Below are 18,733 nucleotides of genomic sequence, written 5' to 3'. Positions count from 1 at the left end.
GGATTGCTTCGCTTCGCTCGCAATGACGACGGGGCAGCAAGGGTAGGCGGCTAGATGCAGTTCGCTCTCAACGAGGACCAGATCGCGGTTCGCGACATGGCGCGGGCGTTTGCGGCGGAAAAGATCGCGCCGCACGCGCTCGAATGGGACGAGAAGAAGCACTTTCCGGTCGACGTGATGCGCGAGGCGGCAGGCCTCGGCATCGGCGGCATCTACATCAAGGACGATGTCGGCGGCTCGGCGATGACGCGCTTCGACGCCGCACTGATCTTCGAGGCGCTGGCGACGGGCTGTCCGACCACGTCCGCCTTCATCTCGATCCACAACATGGCGTCCTGGATGATCGATGCCTATGGCAACGATACGCAGCGCCACCAATGGCTGCCGAGGCTCTGCACCATGGAGCTGATCGCGAGCTACTGCCTGACCGAGCCGGGCGCCGGCTCCGATGCCGCTGCGCTCCGCACCCGCGCGGTGCGCGACGGCAATCACTACGTGCTCAACGGCCAGAAGCAGTTCATCTCCGGCGCCGGCAGCACCGACCTCCTGGTGGCGATGGTGCGCACCGGCGGGGATGGCCCCGGCGGCGTCTCGACGATCGTGATCGACGGCAAGACGCCGGGCGTCTCGTTCGGCGCCAATGAGCGCAAGATGGGCTGGAACGCGCAGCCGACCCGCGCCGTGGTGTTCGAGAACGCACGCGTGCCGGTCGCGAACCGGCTCGGCGAGGAGGGCATCGGCTTCAAGATCGCGATGGCCGGCCTCGACGGCGGCCGCCTCAACATCGCGGCGTGCTCGCTTGGCGGCGCGCAGGCGGCGCTCGACAAGGCGCTAGCCTACATGAAGGACCGCAAGGCCTTCGGAAAGCGGCTCGACGAATTCCAGGCGCTGCAGTTCAAGATCGCCGACATGGCGACCGAGCTCGAAGCCGCACGCACCTTCCTATGGCGCGCAGCCGCCGCGCTCGACCGCAAGGATCCGGACGCCTCGATGCTGTGCGCGATGGCAAAACGCTTCGGCACCGATGTCGGCTTCGAGGTCGCCAACCAGGCGCTGCAACTGCACGGCGGCTACGGCTATCTCAGCGAATACGGCGTCGAGAAGATCGTGCGCGATCTGCGCGTGCACCAGATCCTCGAAGGCACCAATGAAATCATGCGGCTGATCGTGTCGCGCAAACTGATCGAGGGCGCGCGATGAATGATGCGGCAGCTGCTGATGGCGACCTGATCGCGCGCAAGGAAGGTTCTGCCGGCATCATCCGGCTCAACCGGCCGAAGGCGATCAATGCCGTGACGCTGGAGATGTTCCACGACATCGACAAGGCGCTCGACGCGTTCGAGGCCGATCCCGATGTCGCGGTCGTCGTGCTGGAAGGTGCCGGCGAGCGCGGCCTGTGCGCCGGCGGCGATATCCGCGCGCTCTGGGAAAGCTCGAAGGTCAAGGGCGATCTCGGCAAGGTCCTGTGGCGCGACGAGTACATCCTCAACGCGCGGATCAAGCATTTCCCAAAACCCTATGTCGCCTTCATGGACGGCATCGTGATGGGCGGCGGCGTCGGCCTGTCGGCGCACGGCCGCCACCGCGTGGTGACCGAACGAACCAAGCTTGCGATGCCGGAAGTCGGGCTCGGCTTTTTCCCCGATGTCGGCGGCACCTATCTGCTGTCGCGTTCACCGGGCGAGATCGGCACCTATTTTGGTCTCACCGGTACCACGATGAGTGGCCCGGATGCGATCTATGCCAAGTTCGCCGATGCGGTGGTGCCGAGCGCCAAGCTTCCGGCGCTGCGCGAGGCGTTGACCAAGGTTGCGCCCGGCACCAACTCGGCCCAGATCGACCGGCTGATCGCAGGCTTCGCCACCGGCGAAAAGGCGGGTCTCGTTGCCGCGCTGCAGGCCAGGATCGACGGCTGGTTCGCGCGCGGACGGATGGAAGACATCGTTGACGCGCTAGAGTCTGACGGATCGGAGCTGGCACAGGCCACGCTGAAGACGCTCGGCGAGAAGTCACCGCGCGGCATGGTGGTGACGCTGAAGCTGCTGCGGCTGGCGCGGGTGACCGAGACGCTGGAGGAGTGCCTGGTGCGCGAATATCGCGCTGCGCTCGAAGTGTTCGCCAGCGACGATTTCCGCGAGGGCGTGCGCGCCGCCGTGATCGACAAGGACCGCAGTCCGAAATGGTCGCCGCCCGATATCGAGGACGTGACGGCGGAGATGCTGGCGCCTTACTTCGCCGAGATCGGCGCCGACGAACTGAAATTTCCCGACAGCAAATAGAAACGTCGCAAGCGGAGGACTTCTCATGGCAAACGTCGCATTCATCGGGCTCGGCAATATGGGCGGGCCGATGGCGGCCAATCTGGTCAAGGCCGGCCACAAGGTGACCGCGTTCGATCTGGTCGCGGCGTCCCGCGATCAGGCCAAGAACGACGGTGCCGCGATCGCCGAGAGCGGCGTCGGCGCGGTGAAGGGCGCCGATGTCGTCATCACGATGCTGCCGGCCGGCAAGCATGTGCTCGGCGTCTGGAACGAAGTGCTGCCGGCGATGTCCAAGGGCGCGCTGATCATCGACTGCTCGACCATCGACGTTGAAAGCGCCAAGCAGGCGCATGCACTGGCCGCCAAGCACGGCATGGCCTCGGTCGATGCGCCGGTCTCCGGCGGCACGGGCGGCGCCAAGGGTGCGACGCTGACCTTCATGTGCGGCGGCGAGGCGAAGGCGTTCGCGGCAGCGCAGCCGATGCTGGCCAACATGGGCAAGAAGATCGTGCATTGCGGGGCCGGCGGTGCAGGGCAGGCGGCCAAGATCTGCAACAACATGATCCTCGGCATTTCCATGATCGCGGTCGGCGAGGCTTTCGTGCTCGCCGAAAAGCTCGGGCTGTCGCACCAGGCGCTGTTCGACGTCGCCTCGACCTCGTCGGGGCAGTGCTGGTCGCTGACCACCTATTGCCCGGTTCCAGGTCCAGTGCCGACCTCGCCGGCCAACAACGATTACAAGCCCGGTTTCGCCTCGAACCTGATGGTCAAGGACCTGACGCTGGCGCAGGACGCCGCCACTGCCGCCGGTGCGGTGACGCCGCTCGGCAAGCATGCGCAGGAGCTCTATAAGACCTTCGACGCGTCGGGCCACGGCGGGGTCGACTTTTCCGGAATTATCCAGCACGTTCGGAGCCTCGCTAAGAAATAGCGGGCCTTCCACTGGTAGCCCGGATGGAGCGAAGCGAAATCCGGGACCGCTTCATCAGTTGGCGCGACCGGCCGCGGATTTCGCTTCGCTCCATCCGGGCTACGATTGAATGCAACGCTGGTCGCCTAGCGTGAATTCGACGGGTTCGGACGATGACCACATTTCAGGACGCACGCGCCTTTCTGCTAGAACACCGCACCGACTACGACACGGCGGTGAAGGGGTTCCGCTGGCCGGATCCGGTGCCGTTCAACTGGGCGCTCGACTGGTTCGACGCCGAGCTCGCGCACAATCCTGACAGTCGCAACCGGCCGGCGCTGTGGATCGTCGATGCCGCCAGCGGCAACGAGACGAAGCTTTCCTTTGCCGAACTGTCGCGCCGCTCCAACCAGGTCGCGAACTTCCTGCGCGCGCAGGGGCTGAAGCGCGGCGATCATCTGTTGCTGCTGCTCGGCAATGTGGTGCCGTTGTGGGAGACCATGCTGGCGGCGATGAAACTTGGCGTCGTCGTGATCCCCGCGACCACGCTATTGACCGCGGATGAATTGCGCGACCGGCTGGATCGCGGCAAGGCGAAGGCGGTGGTCGCGACGCAGGATCAGGTCGCGAAGTTCGCAGGCCTCGGCGGCGACAAGCTGGTGCGTATCGTAGTTGGCGCGACGCAGACGCATGAGGGCTGGCTGCCGTTCGAGGATACCGCCAAGGTGTCGGACGCATTCGCACCTGACGGCCTGACCAACGCCGACGATCCGATGCTGCTCTATTTCACCTCGGGCACTACGGCAAAGCCGAAACTGGTGCGGCACAGCCAGCGCAGCTACCCGGTCGGCCATCTCTCCACCATGTACTGGATCGGCCTGCAGCCCGGCGACATCCATCTCAACATCTCCTCGCCCGGTTGGGCCAAGCATGCCTGGAGCTGCTTCTTCGCGCCGTGGAATGCCGGCGCAACGATCTTCATCGCCAACCAGCCACGCTTCGAGGCAAAAGGACTGCTCTCGATCATCGGCCGCTGCGGCGTGACCACGCTGTGCGCACCGCCGACGGTGTGGCGGATGTTCATCCAGGAGCAGCTGTCGGACTTCAAGGTGAGCCTGCGTGAAGTGTGCGGCGCCGGCGAACCGCTCAACCCCGAGATCATCGAGCAGGTCAAATCCGCCTGGGGCCTGACCATCCGCGATGGCTATGGCCAGACCGAGACCACGGCGCTGGCCGGCAACTCGCCGGGGCAGACAGTGAAGGTCGGCTCGATGGGCCGGCCGTTGCCGGGTTATCGCGTTCAGGTCACCGACGGTGACGGCCATGCCGCGAAGGAAGGCGAGGTGACGTTGCTGCTCGGCGCCGACCGGCCGGCCGGCCTGATGCAGGGCTACCAGGGCGACGACGACAGGCTGATCGGCACCGACGGCGCGATCTATCGCAGCGGCGACGTCGTGTTCACCGATGACGAGGGTTATCTGACCTTTGTCGGCCGCACCGACGACGTGTTCAAGTCATCCGATTACCGCATCTCGCCGTTCGAACTGGAGAGCGTGCTGCTCGAGCATGATGCGGTGGCGGAAGCCGCCGTGGTGCCGAGTCCGGACCCGATCCGGCTGGCGGTCCCGAAGGCCTATGTGCTGCTGGTCTCCGGCGTCGAGCGTAGCCCGGAGACCGCGCTGTCGATCTTCAAACATTTGCACACGCGGCTCGCACCGTTTAAACGCATCCGCAAGATCGAGCTGGTTACCGAACTGCCCAAGACGATTTCTGGAAAAATCCGTCGCGTGCAGTTGCGCCGGCTCGAACATGACGATGTCAGAAGCGATGCGTTGCGCGGAGCCGAGTTCCGCGAGGAAGAATTTCCGGAGCTGCAGAAGGTGCGGACCTCCGGTTAGGAGGTTAGCCAATGAACGAAGTCTGGAAGAAGCCGCCGGTGTCGCTGGAAACCTACCAGGGCATGGTCGGCAAGGAGATCGGCGTGTCCTCGTGGCACCTGTTGGATCAGGGCCGCATCGACACCTATGCCGACGTGATCGAGGATCACCAGTTCATCCACGTCGATCCCGAGCGTGCCAGGAAGGAGACCGCCTTCGGCACCACGATCGCCCATGGCTTCCTGACGATGTCGCTGCTGTCGATCATGTCCTATGAGGTGATGCCGGTGCTCGAGGGCACCGCGATGGGCGTCAATTACGGCTTCGACAAGCTGCGCTTCATCTCGCCGGTGCGCTCGGGCAAGCGCGTGCGGGGCCGCTTCGTGCTGGCGGAAGCCAGCTTGCGCAAGCCGAAGGAACTGCTGTCGCGCACCAATGTCACGGTCGAGATCGAGGGCGAGGACAAGCCCGCGCTGGTCGCCGACTGGCTCGGCCTGATCTATTTCAGCTAAGGGATGGTTGAGTAGCTCCACCTTTCGCGCAAGCGGGAAAGGTGGAGTGAGCCCGCTTGGTCCAAGGAGTCCATTGACGGCCTTGATCCCTGGTGTCCATCATGCCGCCTTCAGGCGGTGCGGTCCCGGGAGTGGCAGCCATGGTGCAGAACATCGTCGCCGGACTTGTCGTGGTCGGTTTGATTGTGATCGGCTCGATGAGCTACGCCCAGGAGCATCACGAGTGCTGGAGCGGGCACCTGCTCAAAAGCCTGAAACCCTGCGGCTCGATGACCCCTGACGTCTAGCGCGTCAAGTGGTCGGCCTGGCTCCCCTCGGCCGGGCTTGACCCGGCCATCCATCGCTGCTCAAAAGCTGCCAATCGCGAGCGTCTCCACCCTCCCTCTCCCCCTGTGGGAGGGTGGCTTCGCGGAACGCGAAGCCGGGTGAGGGGTCTGTCTCCACGCAAAGACTCTCACGTGCGCTCGCGGAGACAGACCCCTCATCCGGCGCGCTGTCGCGCGCCACCTTTTCCCACAAGGGGAGAAGGGAAGTCAGAGCAGGAACGACAGGCATGGCAATCAGGTTTGACGGACGCGTCGCAATCGTCACCGGCGCGGGCAATGGTCTTGGGCGGGCGCATGCGCTAGGGCTCGCTAGCCGCGGCGCCAAGGTCGTGGTCAACGATTTCGGCGGCGCGCGCGATGGCACCGGCGGTTCGCTGTCGCCGGCCGAGACCGTGGTCGAGGAGATCCGCAAGGCCGGCGGCACCGCGATGGCCGACGGCGCCGACGTCTCGAACTTCGAGCAGGTCACCGCGATGGTCGAGCGCGCCACCAAGGAGTGGGGCAGCGTCGATCTGCTCTGCGCCAATGCCGGCATCCTGCGCGACAAGTCGTTTACCAAGCTCGAGGTCGCCGACTGGGCCAAGGTGCTCGACGTGCATCTCACCGGCACCTTCTACTGCTGCAAGGCGGTGTGGGCCGGCATGCGCGAGCGCAACTACGGCCGCATCGTGCTGACCACCTCGTCGTCCGGCCTGTTCGGCAATTTCGGCCAGGCCAATTACGGCGCGGCGAAGGCCGGCATGGTCGGCCTGATGAACGTGCTCGCCGAGGAGGGCCGCAAGAACAACATCAAGGTCAACACCATCTCGCCGACGGCCGCGACCCGCATGACCGAGGAACTGCTGCCGCCGCAGGCGCTGGAGCTGATGAAGCCGGAAGCGATCACGCCGGCGGTCGAGTTCCTGCTCTCGGAGGATGCCCCGACCCGCACCATCATGGGCGCCGGCGCCGGCTCGTTCGCTGTCATCCGCGTGCTGGAGACCGAAGGCGTCAACCTGCCGCAGTCAGAATGGACGCCCGACGGCGTTGCCGCACACTTTAGCGCGATCAGCGACATGTCGACCGCAAAGGCGCTTCAGGGCGCGTTCGAGCAGACGCAGAAATACGTCGCCCAGGCCGCGGCGCGGGCCGGGATCAAGCTCTGAGCATGGTCGTCGCCGTCATCGGAGCCGGTCCCGCCGGCCTGATGGCGGCGGAAACCCTTGCGGCGGGTGGCGCACAGGTCACCGTCTACGACGCGATGCCGTCGGCCGGGCGCAAATTCCTGATGGCCGGCCGCGGCGGGCTCAATCTCACGCACAGCGAACCGCTGCCGGATTTCCTCGGGCGCTATCGCGAGGCGATGTCGCACCTCAAGGCCGCGGTCGAGGCGTTTCCGCCCGACGCCCTGCGGGCCTGGAGCGCCGCACTGGGGCAGCCGACCTTCATCGGCACCAGCGGCCGCGTGTTTCCAAAAGTATTCAAGGCATCGCCTCTGCTGCGTGCCTGGCTGCGGCGGCTCGATGCCGCGGGTGTGCGGTTTGCGTTCCGGCATCGCTGGATTGGATGGGACGACAGCGGCGGGCTGTTGTTTGCAACGCCGGATGGTCCCCGCGAGGTCAATGCCGACGCGTCGGTGCTTGCGCTCGGCGGCGCAAGCTGGCCGCGGCTCGGCTCCGATGGGACGTGGACGGTGACCCTTGCAGCGAAGGGCATCGCCGTCGCCCCGGTGCGACCGGCCAATTCCGGCTTCACGGTCGCGTGGTCGGATGTCTTCCGTGTTCGCTTCGAAGGGCAGCCACTGAAGGGCATCGCATTGACCATCGGTCCGTACACGGTGCGCGGCGAGGCCGTCGTCACCCGCGCGGGCATCGAAGGCGGTGCCATCTACGCGTTGTCGGCGGAATTGCGCGAGGCGGTGCTCGGTATCGGGCAGGCAACGCTGACGATCGCGCTGCGGCCGGACCTCGACGCCGCCGCGCTGACCACCCGCCTGTCCGGCACGCGCGGCAAGCAGTCGCTCGCGAATTTCCTGCGCAAGGCAGCGCAGCTCTCTCCGGTCGGCATCGGCCTGATGCAGGAGGCAGCGATAGCGTCTGGCCGGCCACTGGCATCGTTCTCGCCGGCAGAGCTTGCGCAGCTGATCAATGCGATTCCGGTGCAGCTTACGGGCATCGCGCCGATCGATCGCGCGATCTCGACCGCGGGCGGGATCGCGTTCAGCGAGCTGGATACGCATTTCATGCTGCGCAAGTTGCCCGGTGTCTTCGCCGCCGGCGAGATGCTCGACTGGGAAGCGCCGACCGGCGGCTATCTGTTGCAGGCGTCGTTCGCGACCGGTGTCGCGGCCGGGAAGGGCGCGTTGAGGTGGCTCGCGCAACGCGCCTCCTAACGTTGGTCATTCCGAGCCCGTCTTCGTCGCGATGTCGGTAATGAACCCAAGCACGCCGAACGTGGCAGCCACCGCACAGACGGCCGTCCATCCACCATAACTCCACGCCGCGGACGCTGCCGCCGCACCGGCCGCGCCGCCGATGAAGAACAGCGCCACGAACAGACCATTGATCCGGCCGCGCGCTTCCGGCTGCAACAGATTGACGGCGCGGCGGCCGAGCGTCTGGTCGGTGGTGATGCCGAAATCGAGCAGCACGGCGCCGATGCCAAGCAACGAAAGGGCAGCGATCCGCGACTCGATCATGCCGGCCCAGGCGCACAGCGCGAGCGCGCCGGCGATCAGAAGGTGCGAGACGATCAGCAACGGCCGCGCGAAACCTCTGTCGCCCCAGCGCCCGGCGATCGGGGTCGCCGCCGCTCCCGCAACACCGATCAGCGCGAACAGTGCGATCCCCTTGGCGCCGAGCTTGAACGGCGCATCCGGCAGCCGCAGCGCGACAGCCGCCCAGAACGCGGTGAACGAGGCCATCACCAGCGCCGCGGTCCAGGACCGAACGCGGAGCACCGGCTCCTCGCGCAGCAATCTCGGGAATGATCGCAGCAGCGCTCCGTAGCTGACCTTCGCCGCCGGCTGCAGCGTCGGCAGATGGCGCGCCAGCGCGCAACCGAGCACGGTCATCAGCACGGCCGAGATCAGGTAATAGCCGCGCCAATTCCAGCTGTCCGCGATCAGGCTTGCCAGCGGCCGCGATAGCAGGATGCCGATCATCAAGCCGCTCATGACATCGCCGATCGCCTGTCCGCGGCGCTCCGGCGGCACCATCGAGGCGACCAGCGGCACCACCATCTGGATCGCGGCGCAGGATGCGCCGAGAATGAAGGTGGCGGCGAGCAAGATCAGCGGCGTTGGCGCCATTGCGGTGCCGATCGCCGCGACGATCGCGCAGCCGAGGGTCCGCAGGATCAGCCGCTTGTTCTCGACGAGATCGACCAGCGGCACCAGCAGCAACAGCCCGAGCGCGTAGCCGAGCAGGGTCAGCGTCGAGATCAGGCCGGCCTGCAGCGCGGTCATGTCGAGCGATCGGCTCATCAGCCCAACCAGGATTTGCGGGGCAAACAGGTTGGTGACGACGGTGCCGGTGGTGATGGCGCCGATCCAGATCAGGGGGCGCACCGAGACAGGGCGCGCCGGGGAGAGTTTGGTGGCTTCGGAAATGGTCATGGGACCTCGCGAGGAAGTGGCGAGGCCCCTTTAGGGGATCGGGCTAATATGCTACAATTCAAATAAGATAATGAAGAATATGCGAGAATGTTATGAATACCCATGACCTCGTGGCGTTCGTCGCCGTGGTGGAAACCGGATCGATCGTCGCGGCCTCGGCGCGGCTGAACCTGACCCAGCCCGGCGTCACGCGGCGGATCCAGAATCTCGAGGAGATGCTCGGCGCGCAGCTGCTCGACCGGCTGTCGAAGCCGCTGAAGCCGACGGCCGCGGGCATCGAGGCCTATGAACAGGGCCGCCGTGTGTTGCGCATGCTCGAAGATCTCAAGTCGGGCGTCGCCAATGACGGCGTGGTGCGCGGCGAGTTCAGGCTCGGCCTGACGCCGTTTTTGTCGGAGGCGGGGCTCACTGGGCCGCTCGATGCGGTGCGCGGCGAATTCCCTGCGCTTGCGGTGCGCGTCGTCTCGGGCTGGTCGCCCAATCACATGGAGCGCGTCAGTCGCAACGAGCTCGACGCCGCGGCGATCTGCCTCCCGGACGGCACTGCGCCATCAGACGATCTCGCGGCCGACGATCTCGGTGCGCAGCCGGTCGTGTTCGTCGTCGCGCGCGACATGAAGACGCCGAAGTCAGTCGATCTCGAATGGCTGTCGCGGACCGGCTGGGTGATCAACCAGGACGGCTGCGGCTTCCGTCAGACGCTGAAACGCCATTTCGATGCGGCGCATCTGCCGTTCAACATCGCGGTCGAGGCGCTCGACAGCGAACTGCGCCTGTCGCTGGTGGCGCGCGGGCTCGGCATCGGCCTGGTCACGCCGGTGGCGCTGAAGCGAAGCCCGATCCGCAGCCGGCTCAAGACCGTGAAGATCGCGGATTTCAATCCGGCGGTACGCGCCTGGATCGTGCACCGTCCGCCCGCCGGCCGCTTGGCGCGGCCGATCGAGGTGTTTCGCTCAGCGCTGGATCGCGAGTTGCAGGCGCTGATCCGCGGCTAGCGCAATTTCCCCCGCGCCGTCACCGGCAACGCGCCGATGATCTCGTCGCCGCGCACCATCACGACCTCGTCCATCATGTTGACGACGACGCAGACGTGATTGGGCACGATCCGCACGACGTCGCCGACGTTGGGCCGGGTGTTGCTGCGGGAGAGGTCGAGGAAGCCATGCTCCTCGGCGAAGCGCGCGATCTTGGCCTCGGGATGTTCGAGGATCAGGCCGTGGCCTTCGAGGCCGCCGGTGTCCGAGGTCAGCGTCTTGGAGCCGGCATCGAGGATGCCGCGCTCGGGGCCGGCGCGGCTGACCACGGTGGAATAGATATGCAGCGCGCAGTCATCCCAGGTCGCGACGCCGGCCGCGACCTGCATGCGGTCGTTGTAGATGTAGGTGCCGAAGCGGTGCTCGGTGCCGCCCTTCAATTTGCCGAGATTGACGAGGTTCGGCGTGCCGCCGGTCGAGACGATGGTCGCGTCGAGACCATGGGCACGCACGCCGGCCAGCGCTTCGTCGTAGAATTTCTGCGCATCGGCCCAGCCCGTCTCGGTCGGGTACAGCATGAAGCCGGCGAAGCTCAGGCCCTTCGAGCCTGCGATCTCGCGCGCCAGCGCGATTGCCTCGGCTGGCGTCTCGACGCCGGCGCGTTTGCGGCCGGTGTCGCATTCGACCACCACCGAAAGCGGGCGGCCGGAGGCGGCGGCCGCCTTCGGCAGGTCGCCGACCACGACCGAATTGTCGGCCGCGACGGTGACGTTGGCCTTGCCTTGCAGCGCGCCGAGCCGCGCCATCTTCTCGTCGCCGAGCAGGTTGTAGCTGATCAGGATGTCGTCGATGCCGCTGTCGGCCATGATCTCGGCCTCGCCGAGCTTCTGGCAGGTGATGCCCTTGGCGCCGGCCTTGATCTGCAGCTGCGCCAGCATCGGATTCTTGTGCGTCTTGATGTGCGGCCGGTTGGCGATGCCGGCCTCGTCACAGGCCTTCTGGATGCGCGCAATGTTGCGCTCGACCCGGTCCATGTCGATCACGGCGCAGGGCGTGCCGTATTCCTTGGCGATCTTGGCGGCGAGGGGTGTGGTCATCGGGGCGGCTCCATTCCAGATTTTCCGTCATTGCGAGCGGAGCGAAGCAATCCATCTGCCGGCATATGCGGGTGCATGGATTGCTTCGTCGCTCCGCTCCTCGCAATGACGGCACGAATCATCATGATCATGCCTGTTCGATCTCTTCACGCAGTACTTCGAGTTCGAGCCAGCGGTCCTCCGCTGCGGCGAGTTCGTCCTGGGCCTTGGCGATCGCGGCAGAGGCGGCGTCGAATTTCTTGCGATCCTTCGCATAGAGGTCGGGATCGTCGAGCAGCTTCTGCTGTTTTGCAATTTCGGCGTGCAGTCTGTCGATGGTCTTCGGCAGTGTCTCCAGCGCATGCTTCTCGTTGAAGCTCAGCCGGCGCCTCGGCACTGCTTCGGGAGCCGCAGCCCTGGATTCCTTCTTCTCCTCGATCGCGCCGTCCGCCTTCACGGTCTCGCGCTTCACATCGGCGCCGCGCTGCGCCAGCATGTCGGAATAGCCGCCGGCATATTCGATCCAGCGGCCCTGGCCTTCCGGCACGATCACCGACGTCACCACGCGGTCGAGGAAGTCGCGGTCGTGGCTGATCAGGATCACGGTGCCCTCGTAATCGCCGAGCATGTCCTCGAGCACGTCGAGGGTCTCGAGATCGAGGTCGTTGGTCGGCTCGTCCAGGATTAAGAGGTTCGACGGCTTGGCCAGCGCACGTGCCAGCATCAGGCGGCCGCGCTCGCCGCCGGAGAGGGCTTCCAGCGGCGTGCCGCGCTGCTCCTGCGCGAACAGGAAATCCTTCATGTAGCCGATGACGTGCTTCGACTTGTCGCCGACCATGACATGGTCGCCGCGGCCGCCGGTCAAAGCTTCGGCGAGCGTGAGCTTCGGATCGAGGCTTTCGCGATGCTGATCCAGCGTCGCCATCTCGATATTGGCCCCGAGTCGCACCGAACCGGTGTCGGGCGGGTCGTTGCCGATCAGAAGATGCACCAGCGTGGTCTTGCCGGCGCCGTTCGGCCCGACGATACCGACGCGGTCGCCGCGCTGGATCCGGGTTGAGAAGCCGCCGACGATGGTGCGTTCGCCATAGGCCTTGGTGATGGTCTTCGCCTCGATCACCAGGCGGCCGGATTTCTCGGCCTCGGCGGCGGCGAGCGTGGCGTTGCCGGTGGCGCCGCGATAGTTGCGGCGCTGGTCGCGCAGCGCAAAGAGATTGCCGAGCCGCTTGACATTGCGCTTGCGGCGGCCGGAGACGCCGTGGCGCAGCCAGTGCTCCTCGTTGACGATCTTGCGGTCGAGCTTGTGCTGCTCGCGCTCTTCCTCTTCCAGCACCTCGTCGCGCCATGCCTCGAACGCGCCGAAGCCGCGCTCGATCTGCCGGATCTGGCCGCGGTCGAGCCAGGCGGTGGTGCGCGACAGATTGGTGAGGAAGCGGCGGTCGTGGCTGATCAGGACCAGCGCGCAGCGCCTGCTCTCCAGTTCGCCTTCGAGCCATTCAATGGTCGGCAGGTCGAGATGGTTGGTCGGCTCGTCCAGCAGCAGGATATCCGGCGAGGGCGCCAGCACGCGTGCCAGCGCCGCGCGCCGCGCTTCGCCGCCGGAGACATGCGCGGGATCTTCCTCGCCGGTGAGGCCGAGCTGCTCGAGCAGGTAGCGCGCCTGGTAGTGATCGTCGCCGGGACCAAGGCCGGCCTCGACATAGGCCAGCGTCGTCTTGTGCTCGCCGAAGTCCGGCTCCTGCGGCAGATAGCGGATAGTGGCGCCGGGCTGCACGAAACGGCTGCCGGCATCGGGCTCGACCAGCCCGGCCGCGATCCGCAGCAAGGTCGACTTGCCGGAGCCGTTGCGGCCGATCAGGCAGACGCGCTCGCCCGCTGAGACCGACAGCTCGACGCCCGACAGCAGCGGCGTGCCGCCGAAGGTCAGGCTGATGTCCTTGAGCTGGATGAGAGGAGGCGGAGCCATCGCGCTAAGCCCCGTTTGCCGGCGCCTGCTCGGCGCGACGGCGCTGGATGCGGCGAATGGTCTGGTCGAGCGTCGACAGGAAATTCGAGCGGTCGCGTGGCGAATAGGATTTCGGGCCGCCGGTAATCTCACCGGACGAGCGCAGATCGGTCATCAGATTGCGCACCGCGAGTGTCATGCCGATCGACTGTTCGGTGAACGGCTTGCCGTTCGGCGCGATCACCTCGGCGCCGGCCTTGACGCAGCGGCTCGCCAGCGGAATGTCGGCGGTGATGACGACATCGCCTTCATGCGCGCGCTCCGCGATCCAGTCGTCGGCGGCATCCATGCCGGAACCTGCGGCGATGCGCTCGATCAGCGGATCCTGCGGCACGCGGATGAAATTGCCCGCGACCACGCTGACCGGCACGCCGAGCCGGATCGCGACGCGATAGATCTCGTCCTTCACCGGACAGGCGTCGGCGTCGACATAGATGCGGGTTTGGGCAGGGGTTTCAGTCATCGATTCATTGGCTGGCAGGCGCGGCCTGCGTGTACTCCATGGTGCGGAAAATTGCGAGCAAAACGAGAGGCTTGTCACGTCTTTTCGTTCGGCTACCATTGTCGCCAGAAAAGCAACGGAAATAAGGGAAAACCCCATGGTTTCGCTGACCTATCGCGTCTCGGCGTACAACACCTCGAAACTGTCGGAGAACAAGATCCACGACGACACGGTGGCGCGGAAGTTCGGCTTTTCCGGCGGTCTGGTGCCGGGCGTCGATGTGATGGCCTACATGATGCATCTGCCGGTCGAGAAATGGGGCCGCGATTTCCTGGAACGCGGTCTGATCGAGGCGCGTTTCGTGAAGCCGGTCTATGACGGCGAGATCGCGGAACTGACCGGCCGGGAGACCGGCAATGGGCTCATGATCGAGCTCCATAGTCGCGGCGAACTCTGCGCCACCGGCACCGCGTCGCTGCCGGCCTCTGCGCCGACATTCGTGCTCGACGATTACAAGCAGGTCGCCGCCGTCGCCGAACGCAAGCCGGTCAGCGCGGCGTCCTATGAGGAGGGCAAGTGGCTCGGCGCGATCCCGCGCGCCTGGTCCGGCGATGCCGCCAAGGAATATCTCGCCGATATCCGCGAGACCGACCCGATCTACCTGCGCGAAGGTCTCGGCCATCCCGGCCTGCTGCCGCGGGTGATGAACAAGGTGCTGGTCGACAATGCGATCCTCGGGCCGTGGATCCATGTCGGCACCCGCATGCAGCTGCTGTCAGCCGGCAAGATCGGCGACGAGCTGACCGCACGCGCCAAGGTGATCGGCAATTACGACAAGAAGGGCCACCGCTTCGTCGAGCTCGACGCGCTGGTGCTCGGCAACGGCGTGCCGCTGGCGCATTGCTGGCACATCGCGATCACCCAGCCGCGCGAGCAGGCTGCGGCGTAGGGAAGGGAGCAAGAACCGTTCACGCCCACAGGTGTCATACGCCGCGCATGCAGGGTATCCAGTACGCCGCGGCCTCTCGGCTCTATCGCTGACGTCTCTGGAATACTGGATCGCCCGCCTTCGCAGGCGATGACAGTGGTGTGGGCAGCGGCAGTGGCGGCAATACGCCCTTACGCCGCCTTCGCCTTGGCGTCCTGGATCGCGCGCCAGACGCGTTCGGGCGTCAGCGGCATGTTGATGTGCTTGACGCCGTACTCCGACAGCGCGTCCACCACGGCGTTGACGATACAGACCAGGCTGCCGGCGCAGCCGGCCTCGCCGCAGCCCTTGGTGCCGAGCGGGTTGGACTTCGCCGGCGAGGGATGATCGCCGACCTGCATCGACGGCACATCGCCGGCACGCGGCAGCGCGTAGTCCATGAACGAGCCGGTGATCGGCTGGCCGGAGGCGTCGTAGCTGACTTCCTCCATCAGCGCCTGGCCGATGCCTTGCGCCACGCCGCCATGGAGCTGGCCGGCGACGATCATCGGATTGACCACGGTGCCGAAATCGTTGACCGCCGAGTAGCGCACGATCCGCGTCACGCCGGTGTCGGGATCGATCTCGACCTCGGCGACGTGGCAGCCGTTCGGGAAGGTCGACGCGGTCTCCTTGGTGGCGTGATCGACGTCGAGCGTCTCGGGTGTGCCTTCCGGCATCTTGCCCGCGCGCATCCGCTCGGCGAGCTCCATGATGCCGATCGAGCGGTCGGTGCCCGCGATGGTGAAGCGGCCATTGCCGAACTCGATGTCCGCCTCGGAGGCCTCCAGCATGTGCGCGGCGGCCTTCTTGCCCTTCTCGACGACGAGCGCGGAGGCCTCGACGATGGCCTGGCCGGTCGCGGTGATCGAGCGCGAGCCGCCGGTGCCGTTGCCGAACCGCACCAGATCGCTGTCGCCCTGTTCGAGCGTGATCTTCTCGAAGGGCACCCCTAACTGCTCGGACAGCACCTGCGCAAACGGGGTGGCGTGGCCCTGGCCGTAATCGAGCGTGCCGGTGGTGAGCTTCACCGAGCCGTCGGGCTCGAAGGTGATCTTGCCGAGCTCGCCAGACGGCGGCGCGGTGACCTCGAGATAGGAGCCGACGGCGATGCCGCGCAGCTTGCCGTTCTTCCTGCTCTCCTTCTTGCGCTTGACGAAATTCTCGTAGTCGGAAATCTCCAGCGCCTTCTGGAACACGCCGGCGAAATCGCCGCTGTCATAGGTGACGCCGGAGGCGGCCGGGAACGGCAGCTGCGACGGCTTGATGAAGTTACGCTTGCGCAACGTGAAGCGGTCGATGCCCATCTCGTCGGCGGCGACGTCGATCAGCCGCTCCATGTAGTAATTGGCCTCGGGCCGGCCGGCGCCGCGATAGGCGCCCATCAGCGTGGTGTTGGTCAGGACCGTCTTGATGTCGACGCCGAGCAGCGGCGTGCGATAGACGCTGGCGAGGTTCTTGCCGGTGTTGAGCGACAGCGGGCCCGGCGCGACGCCGGTGATGTAGGCACCGAGATTGCCGTAGCCGGAGAGCCGCACCGCGAGGAACTTGCCGTCGGCATCGAGCGCCAGCTCGGCATGGATCAGCTGGGCGCGGCCCTGGCTGTCGGACAGGAAGCTGGTCGAGCGCTCGTCGAGCCACTTCACCGGGCGGCCGAGCTCGCGCGCCGCATGCGCGATGCAGGTGTATTCGGGATAGTTGAGGTTCTTCATCCCGAACGAGCCGCCGACATTGCCGGTGAGGATGCGGACCTTGTCGGCGGGCACGTTGAGCAGGCGCGCCAGGATCGCCTTGTTGCCGGAGACGCCCTGGGTCGGCACCTGCAGCGTGAAGCGTTCGGCTTTCTTGTCGTAATGCGCGAGCGCGACGCGCGGCTCCATCGAGACCACCGCGACGCGGGTGTTGACGATGTCGAGTTTTGTGACGTGCGCGGCGGCGGCGAATGCCGCTTCGATCTTGGCGGTGTCGCCATAATGATAGTCGAGCGCGACATTGTTGGGGATGTTGTCATAGAGCTGCGGCGCGCCGGGCTTGGCCGCTTCGGCCGCGTCGGTCACCGCTGGCAGCGGTTCGATGTCGACCTCGACGGCTTCGGCGGCATCTCGGGCCTGTGCTGCGGTCTCGGCGACCACGAAGGCAACGGGATCGCCGACGAAGCGCACCTTGTCGGTCACGAGTGCGGGGCGGTTGGTCTGCTTGAGCGGCGAGCCGTCGCGGTTCTTCAGCGGCAGGCCGCAGGTGAAGGGGTTGTAACCCGCGGCTGCGAGGTCGGCGCCCGTCCAGGCGCCGAGCACGCCCGGCATCGCCTTCGCGGCGGCCGTATCGATTCCCTTGATGATTCCATGGGCGTGAGAGGAGCGAACCATCCAGCAGTAGGCCTGGCCGGGCAGGGAGAAATCGTCGGTGTATTTGCCCTTGCCGCGCACCAGGGTGTCGTCCTCCTTTCGTCGAACTGGCTGTCCGACGCCGTATTTTTGCAGTGCGATAGCGTTTTCGAGAGAGGCGGGCGGCGTATGATCTTGCATCGAAAATGACCTGAAATGCCCGGATTTGCTGGAGTTTGGGGGCGCTGAGGAGATAACGCACGCCCCCCTTAACGACAACGCCCGATTGGGCATGGACCCAATGTGAACGGAGTTGCGCAGGGCTTTGACGCTGCTAAAGTTTCCGTGAACGACAATTATTCGGCGGCCCTTTGGATCCCTCGGGGGGTCTGCGGAAAGACAGTGTTTTGATGAATGACTATGTGCGGCTTTGTGACGGCCCTCCGGCCGGCGAAGCCCCGTCAGGGCTGATTGCGGCGGCCGCGGAAAGCGGCGTCTATGCCGCGCTCGACCTCGGCACCAACAATTGCCGGCTGTTGATCGCCTGTCCCACCGGCGACGGGTTCCGCGTGGTCGACTCGTTCTCGCGGATCATCCGGCTCGGCGAGGGCATCGCCGCCACCGGCTCGATCAGCGAGGCCGCGATCGAGCGGGCGATCGCCGCGCTCGCCATTTGCAGCGACAAGATCCGTTATCGCAAGGCCCGCCGGCTGCGCCTGATCGCCACCGAGGCCTGCCGCGCCGCCGGCAATGCCGAGAGCTTTCGCGCGCGCGTCGCGGCCGAGACCGGCATCGAGCTCGAGGTGATCGACCGCGAGACCGAGGCGACGCTTGCCGTGATCGGCTGCTCCCCGCTGCTCGACCCGAAGGGGCGGGGCGCCATCCTGTTCGACATCGGCGGCGGCTCGACCGAGCTGGTTCGGATCGAGCGCGATCCCGAAGCGCCCGATGCGCCGCCGCGCATCAAGGCGTGGATTTCGATCCCGCTCGGCGTCGTGACGCTGGCCGAGCATTTCGGCGGCCGGAACGTCACCAGGGATCTGTATGCGCAGATGATCGATGAAGTCGCCCGCCACGTCGCGCCGTTCGCGGCCGAGCACGGCCGCGATCTGCGCGACATGCACATGCTCGGCACCTCGGGCACCGTGACCACGCTCGCCGGCGTGTTCCTCAATCTGTCGCGCTACGATCGCCGCCGCATCGACGGCATCTGGATGAACGATCGCGACGTCACTGCGACGATCCAGAAGCTGCTCGGCATGAGCTACGAGGCGCGCGTCAACAACAGCTGCATCAGCGTCGAGCGGGCCGACCTCGTGCTCGCCGGCTGCGCGATCCTCGACGCGATCCGCAACGCGTTCCCGCTGCCGCGGCTGCGCGTCGCCGACCGCGGCCTGCGCGAGGGCATGCTGGTCGAGATGATGCGCGAGGACGGCGCGCTGCGGGCGTGCTAGAACACGCCCA

The 18,733-nt window shown here is 66.2% G+C and carries 16 protein-coding genes; 11 read left to right on the top strand and 5 right to left on the bottom strand.

All coding sequences use genetic code 11. The features are described 5' to 3' along the window. Positions 1 to 54 precede the first annotated feature (54 nt). From ACVISU_RS04320 to ACVISU_RS04285, 8 genes are all read left to right on the top strand, one after another. The gene (locus ACVISU_RS04320) at positions 55 to 1,200 is read left to right on the top strand and encodes an isobutyryl-CoA dehydrogenase (protein ID WP_050402135.1); all 1,146 of its coding nucleotides are present in this window, start codon (positions 55 to 57) and stop codon (positions 1,198 to 1,200) included. After that, the gene (locus tag ACVISU_RS04315; protein WP_456706113.1) at positions 1,197 to 2,279 is read left to right on the top strand and encodes an enoyl-CoA hydratase/isomerase family protein; all 1,083 of its coding nucleotides are present in this window, start codon (positions 1,197 to 1,199) and stop codon (positions 2,277 to 2,279) included. Before ACVISU_RS04320 ends, ACVISU_RS04315 begins: the two co-directional genes overlap by 4 nt. A 25-nt stretch (positions 2,280 to 2,304) precedes the next feature. Further along, positions 2,305 to 3,192 carry a 3-hydroxyisobutyrate dehydrogenase gene (gene mmsB, locus ACVISU_RS04310; RefSeq protein ID WP_456706112.1) on the top strand — a complete coding sequence of 296 codons (888 nt, stop codon included), beginning with the start codon at positions 2,305 to 2,307 and terminating at the stop codon, positions 3,190 to 3,192. A 152-nt stretch (positions 3,193 to 3,344) separates the two neighbouring features. Further along, entirely contained in the window at positions 3,345 to 5,069 is a 1,725-nt protein-coding gene (locus tag ACVISU_RS04305) for an AMP-binding protein (RefSeq protein ID WP_456706111.1), read from the top strand. A gap of 11 nt (positions 5,070 to 5,080) precedes the next feature. After that, on the top strand, positions 5,081 to 5,560 hold the full coding sequence (locus ACVISU_RS04300; protein WP_456706110.1) for a MaoC family dehydratase: 480 nt from the start codon (positions 5,081 to 5,083) through the stop codon (positions 5,558 to 5,560). Positions 5,561 to 5,700: 140 nt separating this feature from the next. Continuing rightward, a complete protein-coding gene (locus ACVISU_RS04295; protein ID WP_244521876.1) occupies positions 5,701 to 5,847 on the top strand; it encodes a hypothetical protein in 147 nt (48 codons plus the stop codon). A gap of 266 nt (positions 5,848 to 6,113) precedes the next feature. Then, a complete protein-coding gene (locus ACVISU_RS04290; protein ID WP_050402130.1) occupies positions 6,114 to 7,031 on the top strand; it encodes an SDR family NAD(P)-dependent oxidoreductase in 918 nt (305 codons plus the stop codon). A gap of 2 nt (positions 7,032 to 7,033) precedes the next feature. Next, the gene (locus ACVISU_RS04285; RefSeq protein WP_456706109.1) at positions 7,034 to 8,257 is read left to right on the top strand and encodes an NAD(P)/FAD-dependent oxidoreductase; all 1,224 of its coding nucleotides are present in this window, start codon (positions 7,034 to 7,036) and stop codon (positions 8,255 to 8,257) included. Positions 8,258 to 8,263: 6 nt separating this feature from the next. Here ACVISU_RS04285 and ACVISU_RS04280 read toward each other — a convergent pair whose 3' ends face one another. After that, positions 8,264 to 9,481, bottom strand: coding sequence for an MFS transporter (locus ACVISU_RS04280; protein ID WP_456706108.1), 1,218 nt, complete (start codon positions 9,479 to 9,481; stop codon positions 8,264 to 8,266). A 92-nt stretch (positions 9,482 to 9,573) separates the two neighbouring features. On the opposite strand from ACVISU_RS04280, the gene ACVISU_RS04275 reads away from it, so the two are divergent. Continuing rightward, positions 9,574 to 10,476, top strand: a complete 903-nt coding sequence (locus tag ACVISU_RS04275; RefSeq protein WP_050402128.1) for a LysR family transcriptional regulator — start codon at positions 9,574 to 9,576, stop codon at positions 10,474 to 10,476. On the opposite strand, the gene ACVISU_RS04270 is transcribed toward ACVISU_RS04275, so the two are convergent. The 3 genes from ACVISU_RS04270 to ACVISU_RS04260 all read right to left on the bottom strand — a co-directional run bounded on the left by ACVISU_RS04270 (position 10,473) and on the right by ACVISU_RS04260 (position 13,999). Further along, a complete protein-coding gene (locus ACVISU_RS04270; protein ID WP_342710932.1) occupies positions 10,473 to 11,552 on the bottom strand; it encodes a D-TA family PLP-dependent enzyme in 1,080 nt (359 codons plus the stop codon). The two genes, ACVISU_RS04275 and ACVISU_RS04270, sit on opposite strands and share 4 nt — an antisense overlap. Positions 11,553 to 11,679: 127 nt before the next feature. Next, positions 11,680 to 13,497, bottom strand: coding sequence for an ABC-F family ATP-binding cassette domain-containing protein (locus ACVISU_RS04265; RefSeq protein WP_456706107.1), 1,818 nt, complete (start codon positions 13,495 to 13,497; stop codon positions 11,680 to 11,682). A gap of 4 nt (positions 13,498 to 13,501) precedes the next feature. Then, the gene (locus tag ACVISU_RS04260; RefSeq protein WP_050402125.1) at positions 13,502 to 13,999 is read right to left on the bottom strand and encodes a YaiI/YqxD family protein; all 498 of its coding nucleotides are present in this window, start codon (positions 13,997 to 13,999) and stop codon (positions 13,502 to 13,504) included. Positions 14,000 to 14,135: 136 nt separating this feature from the next. Here ACVISU_RS04260 and ACVISU_RS04255 point away from each other — a divergent pair, with 136 nt between their 5' ends. Continuing rightward, positions 14,136 to 14,927, top strand: coding sequence for a hypothetical protein (locus ACVISU_RS04255; RefSeq protein WP_456706106.1), 792 nt, complete (start codon positions 14,136 to 14,138; stop codon positions 14,925 to 14,927). Between the two features lie 170 nt (positions 14,928 to 15,097). On the opposite strand, the gene ACVISU_RS04250 is transcribed toward ACVISU_RS04255, so the two are convergent. Then, complete coding sequence (locus ACVISU_RS04250) at positions 15,098 to 17,470, bottom strand: xanthine dehydrogenase family protein molybdopterin-binding subunit (RefSeq protein WP_456706105.1); 2,373 nt, start codon at positions 17,468 to 17,470, stop codon at positions 15,098 to 15,100. Between the two features lie 209 nt (positions 17,471 to 17,679). Here ACVISU_RS04250 and ACVISU_RS04245 point away from each other — a divergent pair, with 209 nt between their 5' ends. Further along, the gene (locus ACVISU_RS04245; RefSeq protein ID WP_456706104.1) at positions 17,680 to 18,723 is read left to right on the top strand and encodes a Ppx/GppA phosphatase family protein; all 1,044 of its coding nucleotides are present in this window, start codon (positions 17,680 to 17,682) and stop codon (positions 18,721 to 18,723) included. Positions 18,724 to 18,733 lie beyond the last annotated feature (10 nt).

It is taken from the genome of Bradyrhizobium sp. USDA 4452 (genome assembly GCF_054063575.1).
The sequence above is the reverse complement of the archived record's forward strand: the minus strand, read 5'-3'. Positions and strand labels throughout refer to the sequence as shown.

Bases quoted from the DNA above. Each gene is read 5' to 3' on its own strand.
- ACVISU_RS04320 (WP_050402135.1), top strand. From the start codon at position 55: ATGCAGTTCGCTCTCAACGAGGACCAGATCGCGGTTCGCGACATGGCG.
- ACVISU_RS04315 (WP_456706113.1), top strand. From the start codon at position 1,197: ATGAATGATGCGGCAGCTGCTGATGGCGACCTGATCGCGCGCAAGGAA.
- mmsB (WP_456706112.1), top strand. From the start codon at position 2,305: ATGGCAAACGTCGCATTCATCGGGCTCGGCAATATGGGCGGGCCGATG.
- ACVISU_RS04305 (WP_456706111.1), top strand. From the start codon at position 3,345: ATGACCACATTTCAGGACGCACGCGCCTTTCTGCTAGAACACCGCACC.
- ACVISU_RS04300 (WP_456706110.1), top strand. From the start codon at position 5,081: ATGAACGAAGTCTGGAAGAAGCCGCCGGTGTCGCTGGAAACCTACCAG.
- ACVISU_RS04295 (WP_244521876.1), top strand. From the start codon at position 5,701: ATGGTGCAGAACATCGTCGCCGGACTTGTCGTGGTCGGTTTGATTGTG.
- ACVISU_RS04290 (WP_050402130.1), top strand. From the start codon at position 6,114: ATGGCAATCAGGTTTGACGGACGCGTCGCAATCGTCACCGGCGCGGGC.
- ACVISU_RS04285 (WP_456706109.1), top strand. From the start codon at position 7,034: ATGGTCGTCGCCGTCATCGGAGCCGGTCCCGCCGGCCTGATGGCGGCG.
- ACVISU_RS04280 (WP_456706108.1), bottom strand. From the start codon at position 9,481: ATGACCATTTCCGAAGCCACCAAACTCTCCCCGGCGCGCCCTGTCTCG.
- ACVISU_RS04275 (WP_050402128.1), top strand. From the start codon at position 9,574: ATGAATACCCATGACCTCGTGGCGTTCGTCGCCGTGGTGGAAACCGGA.
- ACVISU_RS04270 (WP_342710932.1), bottom strand. From the start codon at position 11,552: ATGACCACACCCCTCGCCGCCAAGATCGCCAAGGAATACGGCACGCCC.
- ACVISU_RS04265 (WP_456706107.1), bottom strand. From the start codon at position 13,497: ATGGCTCCGCCTCCTCTCATCCAGCTCAAGGACATCAGCCTGACCTTC.
- ACVISU_RS04260 (WP_050402125.1), bottom strand. From the start codon at position 13,999: ATGACTGAAACCCCTGCCCAAACCCGCATCTATGTCGACGCCGACGCC.
- ACVISU_RS04255 (WP_456706106.1), top strand. From the start codon at position 14,136: ATGGTTTCGCTGACCTATCGCGTCTCGGCGTACAACACCTCGAAACTG.
- ACVISU_RS04250 (WP_456706105.1), bottom strand. From the start codon at position 17,470: ATGCAAGATCATACGCCGCCCGCCTCTCTCGAAAACGCTATCGCACTG.
- ACVISU_RS04245 (WP_456706104.1), top strand. From the start codon at position 17,680: ATGAATGACTATGTGCGGCTTTGTGACGGCCCTCCGGCCGGCGAAGCC.